At 64.6% G+C, this 20,414-nt stretch carries 17 protein-coding genes and 1 pseudogene; 11 read left to right on the forward strand and 7 right to left on the reverse strand.

Annotated elements, in window-relative coordinates; all coding sequences use genetic code 11:
* Positions 1 to 13: 13 nt before the first annotated feature.
* A complete protein-coding gene (gnd, locus tag FJ970_RS05345; RefSeq protein WP_140761524.1) occupies positions 14 to 1,030 on the reverse strand; it encodes a phosphogluconate dehydrogenase (NAD(+)-dependent, decarboxylating) in 1,017 nt (338 codons plus the stop codon).
* A 48-nt stretch (positions 1,031 to 1,078) separates the two neighbouring features.
* The gene (locus tag FJ970_RS05350) at positions 1,079 to 3,505 is read right to left on the reverse strand and encodes a glucan 1,4-alpha-glucosidase (RefSeq protein ID WP_140761675.1); all 2,427 of its coding nucleotides are present in this window, start codon (positions 3,503 to 3,505) and stop codon (positions 1,079 to 1,081) included.
* A 204-nt stretch (positions 3,506 to 3,709) separates the two neighbouring features.
* Between FJ970_RS05350 and FJ970_RS05355 the strand changes: the two genes are divergently transcribed.
* The 5 genes from FJ970_RS05355 to FJ970_RS05375 all read left to right on the forward strand — a co-directional run bounded on the left by FJ970_RS05355 (position 3,710) and on the right by FJ970_RS05375 (position 10,415).
* Complete coding sequence (locus FJ970_RS05355) at positions 3,710 to 4,723, forward strand: ABC transporter substrate-binding protein (RefSeq protein WP_140761526.1); 1,014 nt, start codon at positions 3,710 to 3,712, stop codon at positions 4,721 to 4,723.
* Positions 4,724 to 4,771: 48 nt separating this feature from the next.
* The gene (locus FJ970_RS05360; protein WP_224614308.1) at positions 4,772 to 6,289 is read left to right on the forward strand and encodes a sugar ABC transporter ATP-binding protein; all 1,518 of its coding nucleotides are present in this window, start codon (positions 4,772 to 4,774) and stop codon (positions 6,287 to 6,289) included.
* A 1-nt stretch (position 6,290) separates the two neighbouring features.
* Positions 6,291 to 7,271 carry an ABC transporter permease gene (locus FJ970_RS05365; protein WP_181178714.1) on the forward strand — a complete coding sequence of 327 codons (981 nt, stop codon included), beginning with the start codon at positions 6,291 to 6,293 and terminating at the stop codon, positions 7,269 to 7,271.
* 3 nt (positions 7,272 to 7,274) lie between these two features.
* Positions 7,275 to 8,222, forward strand: coding sequence for an ABC transporter permease (locus FJ970_RS05370; RefSeq protein WP_140761531.1), 948 nt, complete (start codon positions 7,275 to 7,277; stop codon positions 8,220 to 8,222).
* 120 nt (positions 8,223 to 8,342) lie between these two features.
* Positions 8,343 to 10,415: a 3-hydroxyacyl-CoA dehydrogenase NAD-binding domain-containing protein gene (locus FJ970_RS05375; RefSeq protein WP_140761534.1), complete on the forward strand. Its 2,073-nt coding sequence runs from the start codon at positions 8,343 to 8,345 to the stop codon at positions 10,413 to 10,415.
* Positions 10,416 to 10,420: 5 nt separating this feature from the next.
* On the opposite strand, the gene FJ970_RS05380 is transcribed toward FJ970_RS05375, so the two are convergent.
* From FJ970_RS05380 to FJ970_RS05400, 5 genes are all read right to left on the reverse strand, one after another.
* Complete coding sequence (locus FJ970_RS05380; protein WP_140761537.1) at positions 10,421 to 10,828, reverse strand: Fur family transcriptional regulator; 408 nt, start codon at positions 10,826 to 10,828, stop codon at positions 10,421 to 10,423.
* Positions 10,815 to 11,639: a metal ABC transporter permease gene (locus FJ970_RS05385; protein ID WP_210243058.1), complete on the reverse strand. Its 825-nt coding sequence runs from the start codon at positions 11,637 to 11,639 to the stop codon at positions 10,815 to 10,817. Before FJ970_RS05385 ends, FJ970_RS05380 begins: the two co-directional genes overlap by 14 nt.
* Positions 11,623 to 12,417, reverse strand: coding sequence for a metal ABC transporter ATP-binding protein (locus FJ970_RS05390; protein ID WP_140761540.1), 795 nt, complete (start codon positions 12,415 to 12,417; stop codon positions 11,623 to 11,625). The genes FJ970_RS05385 and FJ970_RS05390 overlap by 17 nt, the downstream gene beginning before the upstream one ends.
* Positions 12,418 to 12,427: 10 nt before the next feature.
* The gene (locus FJ970_RS05395) at positions 12,428 to 13,309 is read right to left on the reverse strand and encodes a metal ABC transporter solute-binding protein, Zn/Mn family (protein ID WP_140761542.1); all 882 of its coding nucleotides are present in this window, start codon (positions 13,307 to 13,309) and stop codon (positions 12,428 to 12,430) included.
* Between the two features lie 259 nt (positions 13,310 to 13,568).
* A complete protein-coding gene (locus FJ970_RS05400) occupies positions 13,569 to 14,384 on the reverse strand; it encodes a response regulator transcription factor (protein ID WP_140761545.1) in 816 nt (271 codons plus the stop codon).
* Between the two features lie 113 nt (positions 14,385 to 14,497).
* On the opposite strand from FJ970_RS05400, the pseudogene FJ970_RS05405 reads away from it, so the two are divergent.
* The 6 genes and pseudogenes from FJ970_RS05405 (at position 14,498) to FJ970_RS05430 (ending at position 20,378) form a co-directional block, all read left to right on the forward strand.
* Positions 14,498 to 15,633 (forward strand): annotated as a pseudogene (locus tag FJ970_RS05405) (ABC transporter ATP-binding protein).
* Positions 15,614 to 16,777, forward strand: coding sequence for an ABC transporter substrate-binding protein (locus tag FJ970_RS05410; RefSeq protein WP_140761547.1), 1,164 nt, complete (start codon positions 15,614 to 15,616; stop codon positions 16,775 to 16,777). Before FJ970_RS05405 ends, FJ970_RS05410 begins: the two are co-directional and overlap by 20 nt.
* Positions 16,778 to 16,840: 63 nt before the next feature.
* Positions 16,841 to 17,704 carry an ABC transporter permease gene (locus FJ970_RS05415; RefSeq protein ID WP_140761549.1) on the forward strand — a complete coding sequence of 288 codons (864 nt, stop codon included), beginning with the start codon at positions 16,841 to 16,843 and terminating at the stop codon, positions 17,702 to 17,704.
* Complete coding sequence (locus tag FJ970_RS05420; RefSeq protein ID WP_140761552.1) at positions 17,704 to 18,516, forward strand: ABC transporter permease; 813 nt, start codon at positions 17,704 to 17,706, stop codon at positions 18,514 to 18,516. The genes FJ970_RS05415 and FJ970_RS05420 overlap by 1 nt, the downstream gene beginning before the upstream one ends.
* A 10-nt stretch (positions 18,517 to 18,526) precedes the next feature.
* Positions 18,527 to 19,288 (forward strand): SDR family NAD(P)-dependent oxidoreductase, encoded by a 762-nt coding sequence (locus FJ970_RS05425; RefSeq protein ID WP_140761554.1) that lies wholly within the window; start codon positions 18,527 to 18,529, stop codon positions 19,286 to 19,288.
* A 286-nt stretch (positions 19,289 to 19,574) separates the two neighbouring features.
* Positions 19,575 to 20,378 carry a hypothetical protein gene (locus FJ970_RS05430; RefSeq protein ID WP_140761683.1) on the forward strand — a complete coding sequence of 268 codons (804 nt, stop codon included), beginning with the start codon at positions 19,575 to 19,577 and terminating at the stop codon, positions 20,376 to 20,378.
* The last annotated feature ends 36 nt before the right edge of the window (positions 20,379 to 20,414 follow it).

Here is a 20,414-nt window from a genome sequence, read left to right on the forward strand (position 1 = left end):
TCCCCTGTCGCCGTCACTTGCCGTCCTTCGGTTTTTCGATGTGGCCGCCGAAGGCATAGCGCATGGCGGACAACAGCTTGTCGGAGAATTCGGATTCGCCTTGCGAGGAGAAGCGGTCGAACAGGGCCGAGGACAGGACCGGCGCCGGCACGCCGGTGTCGATCGCCGCCTTGAGCGTCCAGCGACCCTCGCCGGAATCCGAGACCCGGCCGCCGAATTGCGCCAGGCCCGGATCGCTCTTCAGCGCGCCGGCGGTGAGATCGAGCAGCCAGGAGCCGATGACGCTGCCATGCCGCCACACCTCGGCCACCTGCGGAAGGTCGACATCGAACTGGTAGTATTGCGGGTTCTCAAGCGGGCTTGTCTCGGCGTCCGCCGTCCGTTGCCGTTTGCCGGCATTGGCCGACTTCAGGATGTTCATGCCTTCGGCATAGGCGGCCATGACGCCGTATTCGATGCCGTTGTGCACCATCTTGACGAAGTGGCCGGCGCCGCTCGGTCCGCAATGCAGGTAGCCATAGGGCGCCGTGCCCGCGGTCTTGTCCGGGGTAGGCGCGCCGGTATCGAGACCAGGCGCCAGCGTGGCAAAGACCGAATCGAGATGTTGCACCGCCACGTCGGGGCCGCCGATCATCAGGCAGTAGCCGCGTTCCAGCCCCCAGACACCGCCGCTGGTGCCGACATCGACAAGATGGATACCCTTGCCAGCCAGTTTCGCTGCCTCGTCGACGGCGGCGTGATAATAGGAATTGCCGCCGTCGATGACGATGTCGCCAGGCTCCATCAGCGCCGCGACCTGATCGATGATCTTGCCGGTGATCGCCGCCGGCAGCATCAGCCACACGCAGCGCGGCTTGGCGAGCTTGCCGACGAATTCCGCCATCGAAGCCGCCCCCAGCGCGCCGTCGCTGACCAGCGCGGCGACGCTGGCCGGGTTGATGTCGTAGACGACGCATTCGTGGCCGTCGCGCATCAGGCGCCGCACCATGTTGGCGCCCATCCGGCCCAGTCCCATCATTCCGATCTGCATGGTTTCGTCCTGTTTCCTAGAGATTTGCAGGGTTTGTCGAGGAAAGGTCTACTGACTGTCCTGAGCGCCTGACATGACGGAGAAGTCGACATTCTCCCAATCGCCGGTTCCGGGCCAGAAAAAAGTGAAGATCAGCGTGCGTCCGCTGGGGAGGCCGGCCGTGGGCAGATCGACAAGGTGGATGCCGAAAGCGTTTTCCGCCGTCTGGCTGTCGTGGGCTGTTGCCCAATTGTCGGCGCTCCAGTGGACTGTGGCTGCCGCCAGAAGCTCGACGCGCAATGTCTTGCCCTCGGGCAGCGTGCGGATCTTGTTGTTGAAGCGCCATGTCCTGAAGGGCGACACGGTCTTGTCCTCGATGTAGCGCTTCACGCCTTGCGGCGGCATGTCGAAGACGGCGCCGTCGCGCAGGGAGCGCAGCAGCTTGACATGTTCGGAATGCGCCCAGACCAGCGGCATGGCGCTGCCCGACGGCTTGCCATGCAGCAGCTCGCGGCCCGGAATATCGGCGCCGTCCCAGACCTGTTCCGGCAGCAGGCCGCCGGTTCCGGCCGAGCGTTCCAGCGTGTCGAGCAGGCTGGCCGCCTTGTCCTTGCGCCCGGCCGCGAGCTCGTAATGGGCGCGTTCGCCGGCGAGCAGGGGCCAGGGCCGGCCCTGACCGGTGCCGTCGAAAGGCGCGCCATCCTCATGCTCGCCATAGCCGTCGCTGTCATAGCGGTACCAGAGCGGCCCTTGCGGCAGCTCGCAGCGCAAATGCGCGTCGATGACCTTGATCGTGTCGACGATGCGCGGATCGTCGGCGGCCCTCAGGCCAAAGCGCACCAGCGCCAGCGCGTCGGGGCTGACGATTTCCTCGGCCGGTCGGTCCGTGTCGCCGGGTGGGCGATTCTTGATCGGCACGTAGCCGTCTTTCGGCGAGCTGGCATCGGCGCTGTCCGGCGGCGCGATGCGGACGTAGTAGCCGGCGACGCCGGCGGCCTTGCAGATGGCGGTGCCGGTGACATAGGTCCAGCGCTCGACCTGGTCGTTCCAGCAGTCGGCGGTCTCGCGCAGATAGCTTGCCGCGGCCTGCTTGCCGCAGGCATCGAGCAGGTCGGCCGCGGCCAGCAGTGCGGCTATCTCGACGGCCAGCGTGAACGGGCTGTAACCGGCGTCTTCTTCCCAGCGGTCCTCGCCGGTGACGGGTCCATTGCGCACGACATAAGAAGCGGCACTCTCGATCATCTGCAGGAAGGTCTTGAGCCTGGCACTCGGCAAGTGGCCAGCGCGATGCAGGGCATCGGCCAGCAGCAGGGGGAAGGCGCATTCGTCCATCTGGATGCCGGGCCAATAGGCCGTGCCGTCGAGCCAGGCGTTCTGCGGCCAATGGCCGTCCGGCTGCTGAATGGAGCGGAGGTATTCCAGGATCCAAAGGGCCGAAGCGGCATCGCCGGCGGCGAGAAAGCCGCCCGCCGTTTCGACCAGGTCGCGTGGCCAGACCAGGTGATAGCCCCCGAGATCATCGTCGCCCTTGTCGAACCCCCACGGGATCGACAGGCTGGCCACCGCCGCGCCCGGCATGACCGATGACCGGTGGGTGGCCAGCACCGCGGTGGAGACGCGGTAGCCGTTCACTCCCGGCACTCCGGGCGTCCGGTCGCGGTCCAGTGGCAGCAGCCCGGCCTGCCATTCGCGCCATTTTTCGACATAGGATTTCGCCGCCGGTTCAAATCCCCGCTTCAGGCTGGCGAAGGCGTTTTCGGCTGCTTCGTCCGGCGTCGTCCCAAAACCCAGCGCCAGCACGGCTTTTGTGTTGGTGGCGGTGAAGCCGATCTCGCCGGTCAGCGCGACATTGCCGTCCTCGGCGCGACAGCATGCTGGATCGAGCTTGCCGGCATGGTTCAATTGCTGCCAACCATCGGAGACGCCGACATAGCCGGCCGAACAATCCCGCCAGGGCAGCGACGAGGCCAGCGCCAGGCAGGTGCCGCGCCCCGAGGCAAAAAGGACGGGCTTTCCCTGGTATTCGCCGACCCAGGCGGTGTTGCCCATGCCGGCATTGACCAGATGCGGCGCCAGAAGCGCGTAGACGCGGTAATCGGCCGGAACGCCCTCGAGCGGGGTGAAGGTGATCTCCTGCAGCAAGGTCGGGCGAGCCGGATCGGCCAGAATGCTCTTCTCGATCCGGTAGGCGCCGTCATCAGCCGTATTGGCCAGCCTGTAGGCGGGCACGCCGTCCTCGAACGGCTCGATGCCGTGCGTGGCATCGCGTTTTTCCTCGGAGAAATATCCATCCTTGCCGGTGACGATCAGGCCGAGGTCGCGCGTGCAGGCGCTGTCGACGCCGGGATAATAGATCTCATTCAGGATGCCGTGGCTGATCGTGAACCAGACAGGGCCGGCCGACGAGAGAGAAGTTCCGACGCCGCTTTTGGCGCTCGACGTCCAGCGCGCCGGAATTCCCGGGGCTCCAGGGGGAACGATCGGCGTCACCGCCATGCTTTTCAGCCTCATGAGCCATGCCTAGCCCATTCACCGAAGCGCTTTCAATCATTGCACCGCAAGTTGATCGCCGGCCTTTCGCGGATTGCAGTTGACAGCCCGCCGGCCCTGCTGCACTTTTGTCTGATAATAGATAAAAAACAGGTACGCAATCGCGACGCTCATCAGTAGCAGACCAGCAACACTCGGGAGGAGTATGACATGAAGAAACTGTTCGTTCTGGGCACCCTGGCAGCAGTGCTCGCAGCCGGCACGGCACTCGCCGACACCAGCGGCAAGAAAATCGCATTCTCGAACAATTACGCCGGCAATTCGTGGCGGCAGGCGATGCTCGACAGCTACGCCATCGTCACCAAGAAGGCGGTCGACGACAAGATCGTCGCCGCGGCCGATGTCTTCACCACCGCCGACAAGGAGGTGCCGACGCAGGCAGCGCAGGTACAAAACCTAATCCTGCAGGGCTATGACGCCATCGTCATCAACGCCGCCTCGCCGGATGCGCTCAACGGCGCCATCAAGCAGGCCTGCGACGCAGGCATCACCGTCGTTTCCTTCGACGGCACGGTGACCGAGCCTTGCGCCTACCGCGTGGTCGTCGACTTCAAGGACATGGGCAAGCAGGAAGTCGAGCATATGGCCAAGTTCCAGCCCAAGGGCGGCAATCTGCTTGAAATCCGGGGCCTGGCCGGAACCTCGATCGACGACGCCATCCATGCCGGCATCCTCGAGGGTGTGGCCGCGCATCCCGAGTTCAAGATCGTCGGCTCGGTCACCGGCGACTGGGACCAGACCACAGCGCAGAAAGCGGTCGCGACCATCCTGCCGTCGCTGCCCGACGTCGTCGGCGTCGTCGACCAGGGCGGCGACGGCTATGGCGCCGCGCAAGCCTTCGCCGCCGCCAACAAGCCGCGGCCGACCATCATCATGGGCAACCGGCAGGACGAATTGAAGTGGTGGAAGGAACAGAAGGAGAAGGACGGCTACCAGACCTGGTCGGCCTCGATCGCGCCCGGCGTGTCGACGCTCGCTTTCTGGGTGGCGCAGCAGGTGCTCGATGGCCGCAAGGACATCCCGCACGACCTGCTGGTGCCGTATCTCGCCTTCACCCAGGACGATTTCGAGGCGGCCCTGCCGAAGATCAAGGAGGGTGGTGTCGCCACCCACGAATACACGCAGGAAGATGCCATCGCGGCGATCAAAGCCAACATCAAGTGAACGTCGCACACGCGTTGCCCGGGCATCACTGAGCGGATATCGTTGAGCATGGCCGCAGGCAACACGGACATCAGACTTGGCGGCGCCGAAAAACATTTCGGCGCCGCCAATATTGACATCGTAAGACTGAACGGTGCCGAAAAACATTTCGGCGCCGTCCGCGCGCTGGGCGGGGTGGATTTCCATGTCGGACCCGGCGAATGCGTCGGCCTCGTTGGCCATAACGGCGCCGGCAAGTCGACGCTGATGCACATGGTGGCCGGCACCTCGAAGCCCGACAGCGGGACGATCGGCGTGCATGGCGGCATCGAGGACAATTATTCCGTATCGCGGGCACAGCAGCTCGGCATACGCTGCGTGTTCCAGGAACTGTCGCTGTGTCCCAATCTCAGCGTCGCCGAGAACACGCGCATCAACCATGCGTCGCTCTCCGGCTTCGGCTGGCGGCGCAAGGCCGCCGAGCTGATCGCCGCCAAGCTCGATGAGATCTTCCCGGACCATGGCATCTCGGCCTGGGACATTGTCGGCGATCTGTCGATCGGCCGGCGGCAGATGGTCGAGGTGGCGCGCGCCTTTACCGTGACGCAGGACCGGCTCGACCTGGTCATCCTCGACGAGCCGACCTCGTCGCTCGACGCGCACACGGCCGGCCAGCTGCTGGCCTTCGTGCGCCGCTTCGTCGCCGGCGGGAAAAGCTGCATCCTGATCTCACACGTGCTGGGTGAAGTGTTGCGGAACGCTGACCGGATCGTGGTGATGCGCGACGGCAAGATGGTGGCGTCGGACCCGGCTGGTGCCTTCGATCGCGACCGGCTGGTGACGGTGATGGGTGGGGCGGCGGCGCGCGAGAAGACCGCCGCACAGGCCGCTGCCGCCAAGGCAGGCGCCAGACCGCTGCGCGTCCGGGCGCGGCCCGCCGGGCAGACCGACGGCAAGGACCTTGTCGCCTGCGGGGGCGAGATCATCGGCCTTGCCGGGCTGGCCGGCCACGGACAGACCGACTTGCTGCTGCGGATCTTCGACGCCGCCGCACGCGCCAAGGCCGGCATCGAGGTCACGGCGCCGGTGGCGCTGGTGGCGGGGGACCGCCAGTCGGACGGTATTTTCCCGCAATGGTCGATTGCACAGAATATCGGCATCCGTTCGCTGGCGCGTCTGCGTAACGGGTTGCTGATCTCGCCGCGCCGCGAGGCGGAGCTCGCCGATGCCTGGAAGAAGAAGATCGGCATCCGCACGCCCGACATGAACAACAACATCTTCTCGCTATCGGGCGGCAACCAGCAGAAGGCCCTGTTTGCCCGTGCGCTGGGCTCCGATGCCGAAATCGTGCTGATGGACGATCCGATGCGCGGCGTCGACATCGGCACCAAGCTGGAGGTCTACGACCTCGTGCGCGAGGAGGCGGGTCGCGGCCGTACTTTCCTCTGGTACACGACCGAAACCGAAGAGCTCGACAATTGCGACCACATCTATGTCTTCAAGAACGGCCGCATCGTTGCCAATCTGACGCGCGACGAACTGACCGAAGAGAAGATCATCCAATCCTCCTTCGGCGATGCGGCCTGAAATGACGGCGACGCCGATCGACAATGGCTTCAAGGGATCGGCGGCACGCAACGCGGCGGCGCGGGCGCGGCTGTTGCGCGGCCTGCTGCCGGCGCTTTCGCTGGCGCTGGTGTTGGCGGCAATCGCCTGGCTCAACCCGCGCGCCATCAGCTACTTCGGCTTCAGCCTGATGCTGAACCTGGCGATTCCGATCGCGCTGGCGACAATCGCGCAGATGTTCGTCATCGCCGGCAACGAGCTCGATCTCTCGATCGGCACCTTTGTCGGCTTTGTCGGCTGCGTCACCGCGACATGGCTGAAGGACGCACCGCTTATCGGCGTCGCGATACTGCTCGGGTCGATCGGCATCTATGCGCTGCTCGGCGCGCTGATCCATCTGCGCAACCTGCCTTCCATCGTGGTGACGCTCGGCATGAGTTTCGTCTGGCAGGGGCTGGCCATCCTCGTCCTGCCAAAGCCCGGCGGCAAGGCGCCGGACTGGCTGCTGGCGATCATGTCGTTTAAGCCGCCTTTCATTCCGTTTCCGATCATCGCCGCGCTGCTGATCGCGGCGGTCGTGCATTTCGGCCTGATGCGCACCTCGTACGGCGTGATCCTGCGCGGCTCCGGCGGCAATCCGGCGGCGCTGCGGCGGGCCGGCTGGTCGCTGCTCAAGACCAAGATCGTGCTGTTTGCGCTTGCCGGCCTCTTCGGCGTGCTGTCGGGCATGGCGCTGATCGGCATCACCACCTCCGCGGATGCCAATATCGGCAATGGTTACACGCTGCTGGCCATCGCCGGCGTCATCCTCGGTGGCGGCGAGTTCGTCGGCGGCCGGGTCTCGCCGATCGGCGCTGTCATTGGCGCGCTGACGCTGGCGCTGGCCGCCTCGCCGCTGCTCACCTTCATGCACATTCCGCCCGACTGGCAGGTGGCGGCCAACGGCGCCATCCTGATCATCGTGCTGGCGGCGCGGGTGCTGATCAGCCGCAGGGAAAGGTGAGCGATGGCTTCGCTGAAAACGCTGCTCACAAAACCCTGGATCTGGTCGTTTGTCGGCGCGCTGCTGGTGTGGCTGGCGACGATCGCCTTCACCGGCGGCTATGGCGGCGGCGGCATGGTCACGGCCGCATTGTCGCTTGCCGTGTTCACCGTCATCGTCGGCGTCGGCCAGATGTTCGTCATCACGCTCGGACCCGGCAATGTCGACCTGTCGTTGCCAGCCAATATCGGCCTGGCAAGCGCGGTTGCCATGAAGGTGATGGGCGGCAGCGATGCCATGATCGTGGTCGGATTGCTGGCGGCGCTCGCCTGCGGTGCCGCGATCGGCGCCATCAACTATCTGCTGATCTGGGCGCTGCGCATTCCGCCGATCATCGCGACGCTGTCGGCGAGCTTCATCATCCAGTCGGTCGATATCAGTTATGGGCGCGGGCTGCAGATCAAGCCGCCGCCGGGCTTCGCCGATTTCACCAACTGGCAGGTGCTGGGCATTCCCGTGCTGGCGATCCTGACCGTGCTGTTCACTATCGGCGCGGCCATCGCCCTGCAGCGCATGATCTACGGCCGCTCAGTGCTGGCGATCGGCCAGAACATCCGCGCCGCCTGGCTGGCGGGTGTCAAGGTCGGGCGCATCCGCTTCCTCACCTACACGCTGTCGGGGGCGCTCGGCGGCATCGACGGCGCGCTGCTCGCCGGCTATTTCCGCGGCGCCAATGTCGATATCGGCAATGAATATTTGCTCGCCTCGATCGCAGTGGTCGTCATCGGCGGCACATCGGTGGCCGGCGGCAAGGCCAATGTGCCCGGCGTCTGGGGTGCGGCGCTGTTCCTGGTGCTGCTTTTGACCATGCTCAACACATTCGGCGTCAGCGCCGGCGTGCGGCTTTTGCTGACCGGGCTGATCATCGTAGGGGTAATCACGGCGGCCGGTGGTGAGAAGGCGGTGCGCTGACCGCAACGTCTACGGCGCGACCGCGGCCTGTCGGGCCAACAATTGGACCAGCCGGTTCCCATTTGTAACGTGGCCTAGTAAACCGGTCCGCGATCTCAGTCGGTCTCGGGAGGGCTCCGCTTGTCCAATTCTGTCAGCGTCGCGAATGAGGATGGCGTCGCCATCGTCACCATCGACAATCCGCCGGTCAACGCGCTGGGTTTTCACGTCCGCGAGCCGCTGATGCGGGCGCTGGTCGCTCTGCGCGACGACGCATCGGTCGCGGCAATCGTCATTGCGTGCGCCGGGCGGACCTTTGTCGCGGGCGCCGACATCACCGAATTCGGCAAACCGGTACAACAGCCCGATTTGCGTGCCATCGTGGCTGTGCTGGAAGCCATCGCCAAGCCGACGGTCGCCGCCATCCACGGCACCGCGTTCGGCGGCGGGCTGGAACTGGCGCTTGGCTGCCATTTCCGCGTTGCCGATCAAGGGGCGAAGCTCGGCCTGCCCGAGGTGAAGCTCGGCATCCTGCCCGGTGGCGGCGGAACGGTGCGGCTGCCGCGCCTGGTGGGCGCCGTCAAGGCGCTGAAGATGATCGTTTCAGGCGCACCGATCGGCGCGGATGAGGCGCATGGGGCCGGCCTGGTGGATGCCGTCTTCGAAGGCGATCTGATCACCCACGCCGTGAACTTTGCCCGCGAAATGGCCCGCAAGGGTGGTCCCTTCACGCCGGTGCGTGATCGCGATGAGGGACTTAGGGAAACCGATCTGGCGGCCTTCGATGCCGAGGCGACGGATTTGGCCAGGAAGGCGCGCGGCCTCGACGCGCCGATCGCTTGTGCACAGGCGGTCCGCAATGCCGTCACGCTGCCCTTCGACGAGGCGCTGGCAGCGGAGCGGGCGCTGTTCGTGAAGCTCGTCGCCAGCGACCAGTCGCGCGCGCAGCGGCATCTGTTTTTCGCCGAACGCGAGGCGGCCAAGCTTCCCGGCAAGGATGTCGTCAAGCGCAGGATCGCCCGTGTCGGCGTCATCGGCGCCGGCACGATGGGCGGCGGCATCGCCATGGCTTTCGCCAATGGCGGCTTTCCCGTCACCTTGCTGGAAACCAGCCAGGAAGCGTTGCAGCGGGGGCTGGCGACGATCGAGAAGAATTACACCGTCTCTGTCACACGCGGCTCGCTGAGCGAGGATGCCAAGCGGCAGCGGCTCGGCCAATTCAAAGGCTCGATCGACTATGCCGACCTCGCCGATTGCGACCTGATCGTCGAGGCGGCGTTCGAGGACATGGCGGTCAAGAAAGAAATCTTCGGCAAGCTCGACGCAGTGGCGAAACCAGGCGCTATCCTTGCCACCAACACATCCTATCTCGACGTCGACGAGATCGCCGCCTCGACCTCGCGGCCGCAAGATGTGCTCGGCCTGCATTTCTTCTCGCCGGCCAACGTCATGAAGCTGCTGGAGATCGTGCGCGCCGAGAAGACGGCGCCCGATGCGCTGGCGACCGTGGTCGACCTCGCCCGGCGGATCGGCAAGGTGGCCGTCGTCGTCGGCGTCTGCCACGGCTTCGTCGGCAACCGCATGCTGGCGGCGCGCGGCTCTGAATCGGAAGCGTTGCTGCTGGAAGGCGCGACACCCAGCCAGATCGACAAGGCGTTCACCGATTTCGGCTGGCCGATGGGGCCGTTCCAGATGGGCGACCTGGCCGGCCTCGACATCGGCTGGCGCAACCGCAAGGCGCGCGGCTTGACGGCCGTCATCGCCGACACGCTGTGCGAACAGGGCCGTTTCGGCCAGAAGACCAGCCGTGGCTTCTATCTCTACGAGAACGGTTCGCGCACGCCGGTACCCGATCCCGAGGTCGAGGCGCTGATCCGCGACAAGGCCGCCGAGAGGGGCATCGCGCCGCGCACGATAGGCGCCGACGAGATCATCGAACGCACGCTTTATCCCCTGGTCAACGAGGGCGCCAAGATTCTGGAGGAAGGGATAGCCGCCCGTGCCTCTGACATCGATGTCGTCTGGGTCAATGGCTACGGTTTTCCCGTCGGCAAGGGCGGTCCGATGTTCTGGGCCGGCCTCGAAGGCGCGGCCAGGATCGTCGAGCGGCTCGAATATTGGTATCGTCAGACCGGCAAGGATGTCTTCAAGCCGGCCCCGTTGCTTCGGCGCATGGCCGAGACGGGCTCGTGGGATACCGACGCGACGGGCTGACCGAGCTATCCCCGATCCCGTTCGAGCATGCAGTCGGCGCAGCGGCCGTTGACCTCTATGCTCGTCGCCTCGATGTCAAAGCGTTCGCGCGCGGCCCATTCGGCGAGCCGGCGGTCAGTGATGTCGTCGCTGAATTCGGTGACCCGGCCGCATTGTTCACAGACCGCCAGGATCGTGGTTCTCGGACCATGGGAATGCCGACCGGCGCAGGGCACGAAAGCATTGAGGCTTTCGACCTTGTGAACCGCGCCATTCTCGATGAGCTTCTTGACCGCCCGGTAGACCTGTACCGGTGATTTGATGCCATGCGGCCTGATATCGCTCAGAATGTCGTAGGCGCTGACCGGCCTGCCGGCGCGTGAAATGGCCGCCAGCACCAGCTTCTGGTTCCGGGTGAGTTCAGGATCTGTCATCGGCGGCCGGGCGTCGGGCCATCGAGCGTTGCGCGATGCCGCTGACCAGATAGGCTGATGTACCCAGCGCGGTGATCCAGAAACTCGTCGGCCAGTCGGTCAGGTAGGCAAGCGACAGGCTGATCCAGGCGATGGTGACGGCCAATGCCATCGAGATCGTTATGCCGGCGAGTACCCCTTGCGTCAGTCGAAGCGCGGTCGCGGCGGGAGCCACCATCAACGCGAAGACAAGCAGCACGCCGACGATTTGTACAGCTTCCGAAGTGGCGAAGGCGACGAGCACCATGAAAAGGGTCGAGACGAGGTTGAGGGGCACGCCCCTTGCCTCGGCGAGTTCCGGTTGCAGGCTGGCGAACAGCAGTGGCCGGGCGATCAGCACCAAAGCGACCAGGATCGCTACCGCCAGCGCCGCGAGCACGATGACGGTGCGCAGGCTGATGCCCAGAACATTGCCGAACAGCACGTTGGTCGCCTGCGAGGCGAAGGCGGTATAGAAATGCAGGAACAGAAGGCCGAGGCCGAGCGACAGCGTCAGCACGATGCCGATGGCGACGTCGCGATGCGCGCGCTCGCCAAGCAGGCCGATACCGATGCCGGCGACGACGGTGAACACGGTCAGGCCGAAGAACGGCGACAGCCCGATGAGGCCGGCGCCGGTGGCGCCGGGGAAGCCGACATGAGCGAGCGCATGGCCGGCGAAGGTCTGGCCCCTGAGCACCAGGAAATAGCCGACCGCGCCGGCGACGATGCCGACCACCGTGCAGGCATAGAAGGCGTTGCGCATGAATTCATAGTCAAAGATCGTGGACATGCGCCTCGCTTTCCAGTTCCACATCGTCGGCCATCACGAAGATGCGCCCGGCGACCCGAACGACATTGATCGACGTGCCGTAGAGTTCCGACAGCACCGGCCCGCTGATGACCTCGTCGACACTGCCGATCGCGGCCTTGCCGTTGCCGAGGTAGAGCACACGATCGACGGCGCGCAGCAGCGGGTTGATCTCGTGCGAGCAGAACAGCACCGCGATGCCGAGCCGCTCGCCGATCTCGTGCACGAGGTCGATGATCGTCCGCTGGTGCGCCGCGTCGAGGCTGATCAGCGGCTCGTCGAGCAACAGGAGCTTGGGGTCACCGATCAGCGCCTGGGCGATCAGGATACGCTGGCGCTCGCCGCCGGATAGCTCTGCAAGCGGACGCCGGGCGAGGTCGCTCGCTCCGACGGCTTCGAGCGCTTTCCAGGCGGCTTCCTTCTCGGCGGCGGAAGCGACCGGCCAACCCCAGCGGTGGCCGCCGGCCGCGATGAGGACGAAATCCAGGCCGCTGATCCCCGTCTGGGTCAGGGCACGCCGCGCCTGCGGCATGTAGCCGATATCAGCGTTGCCGCGCGTCGGCGGTTTGCCGAGCACCGAAATGGCGCCGCCGGCCGGCTTGATGAGGCCGAGGATGGCGCGCAGCATCGTCGTCTTGCCGGCGCCATTGGCGCCGAGCAAGCCGACAAAGGCGCCTTGCGGAATCGAAAAGGAGACGTCGGACAAAACCCGGCGTCCCCCATAGGTCAGCGTGACCTTGGCGAACTCAATTGCATTCATTCGGTCACGTTCATTGTGTGCGGGCTGCGAGCGCCTTCTGGACCGCGTCGATCTGGCCGCCGAACCAGCTCTGGATCGTCTTGCCGGCGGGCTCCGTTTCGGTGACGCCGATAACGGTGACCTTGTTCTGCTTGGCGAGGTCGAGAAGCCGGGTCGTCGCCGGATCGGTCACCTGCGAATTGTAGAACAGGATCTTGGCCGAACCATCCTTCAGGCTGTTTTCGAATGCCGCGACCTGTGTCGCGCTTGGCTCGGCGTCGTTCATCACCGTGACCTGGAAATCATAATTCAGCATCTTGAGGCCGAGCGCCTCGGCCATGTAGCCGAACACAGGTTCGGTGGCGGTCACCTCGGTGCCGGCATAGGCTTTCTTGACGGCTGCGATTTCCTTGTCGATGCCGTCGAGCGAGGCCTGGAATTGCTTGAGATTGGCCTCGTAATGCGCCGCGTTGGCGGGATCGCGCTTCGACAGCTCGGCGGCGAGCGTCTTGGCGACCGCCGGCAGCGTCGTCGGGTTGTACCAGAGATGCGGGTTGTCGCCTGACTTCTTGCCGATCAGGTCGGCGGCGACGATGGCCGTGCGGTCCGGCTTGCTCGATGCGGCGAGCAGCTTGTCCATCCATGGGTCGTAGTCGGCGCCGTTATAGATGATGACCTTGGCATCGGCGATGGTGCGCGCCGTCGACGGGCTGGTCTCGAAGAGATGCGGATCGTCGTCGGGATTGGACAGGATGCTGGTGACGGCGACATGGCTGCCGCCGATCTGACGAGCAAGATCGCCATAGAAATTCTCGGCGGCAACGATGTTCAGCTTGTCTTCTGCCCGGGCAATGGTGCCGGTCAGCAGCGGCGCCGCAACCAGCAGCGCGGCCAGGAAGGGAAGGGAACGCATCCTTGGTCTCCTTTGGAAAGTCGGGGGCGGACTCAATACACCGCCATGCGTGTCACGTTGTGGCATATCCGTTACAGTATAACGTTTACGGTAGAAATCCGAGACGATCAATGGCACTTTCCGATGCAGCCATGTTTGGCGGACACAAAACCGTGACCTCGGTCAGCATGGCAAAGCCATTCGGGATTGGCCGAAGCGATCGATGTCTCCCGCCCATCGCCGAAGCATGCGGTCCGTCAGCACGGACGCATCCGACCCTTCAATTCCTTATCCGCGCGTCGATGATCTCGACGAAGCGGGCGAAGAGGCCGGCCTGCGACTTGATCTTGAGCTTGCGGTAGATGTTGCGGCGATGGACCTTCACGGTTCCCGGCACGATGCGCATCGCCCTGGCGATCGATTCCGTCGAATGGCCCTGCAGCACCAGGTCGACGACGTGCTTTTCGCGCGGCGTCAGCGACAGGCTTTTCCAGATATGGGCGCGGTCGAATTCGTTGACCGCGGCTATTTCCGCGTCCTGCTTCGTCTCGGCTGGTTCGTCGGCGGGGAGGGCAGGCCAGCGCAATCGGATGAAGCTGATCACCGCCGGCGCCATGTCGCGCAGCAGCCTGGCATCGGCGGTGCCGAACGGGCCGGAAGCGCTGAGCCGCATCAGCGACAGCACCAGCGCGTCCTTGCCAGGCAGCGGCACGAAGAAGCCGACCTCCTCGGCCAGTTTGGTCTGGCTGTAGTAGGAGCGAAAATATTCGCTGGCGTAGAAACGATCAGGCGCGAGTTCCCGCATGCGCCAGAAGCCTTCCTTGCGCTCGACCGCCGCGTGATGGAACGGGTCGAGCAAATAAGGGCCTTCCTGGTAGAGCGCGACGAAGACGTGGCTTTCGGCCGGTGTGAAGGTCTCGAACAGCAGTGGCGGTCGTGAGGCGCCGCGATAGCCGAAGATCACGCAGTGGTCGAAGCCGACATGCCGCCGCAGCCAATCGACCATCGCTTGACCGAACAGGTCGCCGCTCGCTTCCCGCGTCGCCGCGACAAGGGTGGCGAGCCGGCTGTATTCGTCGTTGCGGGAAGCGCTCAACCCATACCCCCTGAAACGAGAAAATAGATCAGATATACCACCTGCGAGGTATATACTAGCTGCCATTGGCTCTGCTAGCGTCTTGAAATCGCATCGTCCTGGAGCCCGCAGCCTTGACCGCAGTGCCCGACATCGAGTTTCGCGGCGTCACCAAGCGCTATGGCGCGGTGACCGCCGTCAGCGGCATAGATCTTGCCATACCGCCTTCCGCCTTCGTTGCGCTGCTCGGACCGTCCGGCTGCGGCAAGACGACCTGCCTGCGCATGATCGGCGGTTTCGAGCAGCCGAGCGAAGGCCAGGTGTTCATCCGCGGCCAGGACATGGCCGGCACGCCGCCCTACCGGCGGCCGGTCAACATGGTGTTCCAGCAATACGCGCTGTTTCCGCATCTCGACGTGGAAGCTAATGTTTCCTACGGGCTGCGCCAGGCGAGGCCACGGCTGTCGTCGCGCGAGATAGGCCGGCGGGCCGGCGAAGCGCTCGAAATGGTGCGGCTCGCCGGCTATGGCGACCGCAAGATCCACGAACTGTCCGGCGGCCAACAGCAGCGTGTGGCGCTGGCGCGGGCGCTGGTCAACAAGCCGGCGGTGCTGTTGCTCGACGAGCCGCTGGCGGCGCTCGACAAGAAGCTGCGCACCGACATGCAGATCGAGCTGCAGAACCTGCAGCGCGAGATCGGCATCACCTTCGTGCTGGTCACCCACGACCAGGAGGAAGCGCTGTCGATGAGCGATTTCGTCTGCGTCATGAATGGCGGCCGCATCGTCCAGCTCGGCCAGCCGAGCGAGATCTATGACGAGCCGGCTGATCTGTTCGTGGCCGATTTCGTCGGCAAGACCAATCTGCTTGCCGGCAAGGTCGCGGGGCATACGGGCGAGCTGGTGGACGTGGCGCTGGCGGACGGCACCGTCATTGCGGCCGCAAACGCACCACCCTGCAGCAAGGCGAGGTCGTCTCGGTCAGCCTGCGTCCTGAATCACTCAGCCTTGGCGCTCCTGAGAGCGGTCCGCTCAAGGGCGTCGTCCGCAATCGGATTTTCCTGGGATCGACGGCGGAATACGCGATCGAGGTCCAGGGCATCGGAACATTACTTGCCAAGGCCGACCATCTGATCGGCCTTGGCAATCTCTTCAAGCCGGGTGAACCCGTCGCCATCGGCTATGCGTCCGGAACGCCGCTGGCGTTTCCGGAAACCAAGAACAACGGGACCAACCAGAGGGTAAACAAACATGTCGAAATCATATCGTGACGGACTGCCGATAACCCCCGAGAATTTCGTCGACCAGCTGATGCGCTTGAAGCGCGGCTCGATCGGCCGCCGCGACTTCCTCGGTCTCACCGGCCTCGGCATCGCGACGGCGGTGATGGCGCGCGAGATCGGCATCATGCCGACGCCGGCCTTTGCCGCCGAGAGCCTTGGCGACCGCATGTCGATCGCCACCTGGCCGAATTATCACGACCCGCTGACCTTCGAGAACTTCAAGAAGGACACCGGTGTCGCCGTCGAGGTCAACGTGTTCGGCTCCAATGAGGAGATGCTGGCCAAGCTGCAGGCCGGCGCCTCGGGCTGGAGCCTGTTCGTGCCGACCAATTATACGATCTCGACCTACAAGAAGCTCGGCATCATCGAGCCGCTGGAAATGGCGAAGCTGCCGAATTTCGACGGCACCCAGGAGGATCCGCGCTTCACCTCGGAGGGCACGATCGACAAGGTGATCTACGCCGTGCCGAAGAACTGGGGCACGACAGGCTTTGCCGTCAACACCAAGAAGCTCAGCAAGCCGATGACGAGCTGGAAGGAGTTCTGGGATACCGCCATGGCCGAAGGCGATGGCCGCACCATGGTGCATGATTACCAGCTGACCACGATCGGCAACGCGCTGAAATATTATGGCTATTCGTTCAATTCGCTGAAGCAGGATGAGCTCGCCAAGGCTGAGGAATTGCTGCTGAAGGTCAAGCCGCATCTGTTCGCCGTCTCGTCCGACTACCAGCCGGGCATGCGCGCGGGCGACGCCTGGATGACGATGTGCTGGACCAATGACGGCGCGCAGCTGCATCGCGACATCCCCGAGATCTCCTATGTGCTGGGCAAGGAAGGCGGCGAGATCTGGACCGATTTTTATGCCATCCCGAAGGACGCGCCGAACAAGCCCGCCGGCTATGCCTTGCTCAACTATCTGATGAATCCGCAGGTCGCGGTGAAGGAGCACCTGGCCAATGGCGCGCCTTCCACCGATGCACGCGTCAACAAGCTGCTGCCCAAGGAAGTGCTCGACAATCCGATCCTCTATCCGGCGGCGGACCTGTTGACGCCGCTCGAATTCGGCGCGGCGGCGACGCTGACCGATCCCGGTCGCGCCGAACTGATGGCGCGCTTCAAATCGGCTTGAGACTAGCCTGGACTAAGACAATCGACCGGCGGGCCCATGTCCGCCGGCACCGGGACGGTTTCAATGCACGGCAACAGATTTCGGCGTAATTTCCTGACCGCCTTGCTGCTCGCTCCGGCGACAGTATGGCTGGTGGTGTTCCTGGTGCTGCCGTTCATCGCCATTGCCGTGTTCAGCGTCGGCGAGCGGGCGCCCGAGGGCGGCTACCAGGCGGCCTTCACACTGGCGCAATACGCCAATCTTCCGGCGCGGGCGACCGCGTTCTGGAACACGATGGTGCTGGCGCCGGTGGGAGCGCTCGCCTGCCTGCTCGTCGCCTATCCGGTCGCTTATTACCTTGCCTTGCAGGCGCCGCAGCGCTGGCGGCTGATCCTGCTCGCGCTGGTCGTCATTCCGTTCTGGACCAGCCTTCTGATGCGCACCTATGCCTGGATGTACATTCTGGGCGGACGCGGCATACCGGCGCTGCTCGCCTTTGTCGGCATCGAGGATGTCAGGCTGATCAACACGCCGGGCGCCGTCCTGCTCGGCATCGTCTACGGCTATCTGCCGCTGATGATCCTGCCGATCTATGTCAGCCTCGAGCGGCTCGACCGAAGGCTGCTGGAAGCCTCCGCCGATCTCGGTGCGACGCCATTGTCAACCTTTCTGGGCGTGACCTTGAAACTGTCGCTGCCGGGCGTGATGACCGGCTTCTCGCTGGTCATGATCCTGCTGCTTGGCGAATATTTGATCCCAACGCTGCTTGGCGGCGGCAAGGTATTCTTCATCGGCAATGCGCTGGTGGACCTGTTCCTGCAGTCGCGCAACTGGCCGTTCGGCTCGGCCATCGCGATCACGCTGGTGCTGGTTTCGGTGGTGGTCCTGATTGCCGCCAACCGCATTTCGAACCGGGTCGCGGGCGCCCGCCGGGTGGACCTCATCTGATGCGCGCCTTCGTCATCGCCGTCTTCGCGTTCCTCTATCTGCCGATCGTGCTGGTCGTGCTATTCTCCTTCAATGCCGGCCACCATGCCAGCGAGTTCACCGGCTTCTCGGTGCAATGGTACGGCAAGGCGCTGTCCAACCCATTCCTGGTCGAGGCGCTGAAGAACAGCCTGTTCATTGCCAGCACCAGCGCCGTGCTGGCGGCGGTGTTCGGCACCGCGGCGGCCCTTGGCCTGGCGCGTGTCGGCATCAGAACGCGTGCCATCTTCGACGGGTTGCTTGGCGCGGCGATCGTCGTTCCCGGCGTCGTCATCGGCATCTCGACGCTGGTCGCGCTCGTCCAGCTGTTCGCCGTCGTCAATCCATTCCTTGCCTCGATCTGGCCCGGCGACCAGCCGCCGCGCCTGTCGCTCGGCTACGGCTCGATCATCGCCGCGCATGGCCTGTTCTCGATGGCGCTGGTGACGATGATCGTCGGCACGCGGCTGGGCAGCCTCGACCGCAATCTTGTCGAGGCTTCGAGCGACCTCTACGCCACGCCGCTGACGACCTTTCGTTCGATCGTCCTGCCGCAGATCATGCCGGCGGTGGTCGCCGGCTTCTTGCTCGCCTTCACCTTCTCCTTCGACGACTTCATCGTCGCCTTCTTCGTCGCCGGCGCGCAGACGACCTTGCCGATCTATGTCTTTGCCTCGATCCGGCGCGGCGTGACACCGGAGATCAACGCCATCGCGACGATCGTGCTCGTTGCTTCCGTCTTGCTCGTGGTGCTTGCCCAATGGCAGCTGCGCCAGCGCAAGCCATCAAACTGAAAGCCGCTCCATGATCCTCAAAGACCGCATCGCCGTGGTGACAGGCGCCGGCTCCGGCATCGGACGTGCCGGCGCCATGATCATGGCTCGGGAAGGCGCGATGGTCGTCATCGCCGACAGGGATGCGGCCGCCGGCGTGGCAACTGCCTCAGACATCCGGGCATTGGGCGGCCGGGCCGAGGCCATCGCCACCGATGTCGGAGAGGACGCGGCTGTCGAGCAACTCATAACCGGCACGCTGGAAAAGCATGGGCGCATCGACATCCTGCACAATCATGCCGGCATCCAGGTCGGCGGCACGCTGACCGAGGTCGAAACCGACGGCATGGATGCCTCCTGGCGGGTCAATGTGCGGGCACAGTTCCTCGCGGCGAGGATCGTCATGCCGTCGATGATCGCGCAAGGCAGCGGCGTCATCCTCAACACGGCTTCGAATTCGGGTGTGTTCTATGACCGCGAAATGATCGCCTATGCGACGTCCAAACATGCCGTGGTGGCGATGACCAGGCAGATGTCGCTCGACTATGCCCGGCACAATGTGCGCGTCAACGCACTCTGCCCCGGCTGGGTCGACACGCCGTTCAACGAGCCGTTCATCGCCCAGATGGGCGGACGCGAGGCGATCGAAACCTATGTCCGCACCAAGATCCCGATGGGGCGCTGGGCCGTGGCCGAAGAGATCGCCGAGGCGATCCTGTTCCTGGTCTCGGACCGATCGTCCTTCATGACCGGCCAGGCGTTGGTGATCGACGGCGGCGAAAGTATCGGCTGAGACCGCCGCTTTCATCTATCGACCTTTCCATTTCAGCCCCTTTTTTTGCTGCGGTTTGCGTGGCGCCGGACGGCACAGGACCATGGTCTGGTTGGCATGGGACTTCAGTGCCATGGCAGGGCCAAGGCGGTGATTTCCCTTTCTTTTCAAGTGGATACGAGTTTTAGGCGGCGCCCGCTCTCGCATTGCGACCGAGTTTGTCTAAAGTTTACCGGGTATAATTAGCGATTTCTCATACCGAGATGGTTCAGCGGTGGGCGAGAACGCGATTCCCGAGGAGATTACCATGACAAACCGGAAAACACTGTTCGCGGCGCTGGCCGCATTGGCGCTTCTGGCGTCTCCGGCGCTCGCCGGCAATGGGCACGGCAATGGCGGCGGTAATGGCAACGGCGGCGGCAACGGCAATGGGGGGGGCAACGGCAATAGCGGAACTCACGGGAATAGTGGCGGCAACAGCGGCGCTTCGCACGGCAAGTCGTCGGCGGCGCCGGGACATGCGGCCAAGACGGAAACGGACACGGCAACCGACACCACGGTCGATACGACCACAACGGTCTCGTCCGTATCGAAGGAGAAGAACATCCACGCCAAACTCGGCCGGCTGAACTCGCTGCAGCGCAACATCAACGCCTATATGAACTCCAAGAGCAAGAAGTTTGCCGCCATTCAGGCATTCGTGACGCAATCGGCGACGGCCAAAAATGCGCAGGCAGCTGCTGCCGCGGCCGCCGCCACTGCCGCCGCCGCCCAGGCCCAGCTGGATGCACTGAATTCGCAGCTGGCCGCGCTGGCGTCGCTGTCGCAGGCCGAGATCGACGCCCTGCCACCCGAACAGCAGCCGGCGGCGCTGCAGGCTGACATCACCGCCCAGCAGGCGGTGGTCGACGCCGACAATGCGGCGGCTAAGCAGGCGGCGGACGCTGCAACCGAGGCAGCGGTCGGCACCGATGACGCGTCGCTCGACGCGGCGCTGACGGACATGGCCAACAAGCCCGTCGACGCCGATGTCACGGCCTGGGCCCAAGGCGTCCTTGCCGACAAGATCGACCAGACGGCGGCGAAGCTTCAAGCGGGAACGACGCCGTAGCGGTTCGTCGCTGAAAAGGCAGTAGCCTATCAAAAA

The sequence above is a fragment of the Mesorhizobium sp. B2-1-8 genome, from assembly GCF_006442545.2.
In the GTDB taxonomy this organism is placed as follows: Bacteria; Pseudomonadota; Alphaproteobacteria; order Rhizobiales; family Rhizobiaceae; genus Mesorhizobium.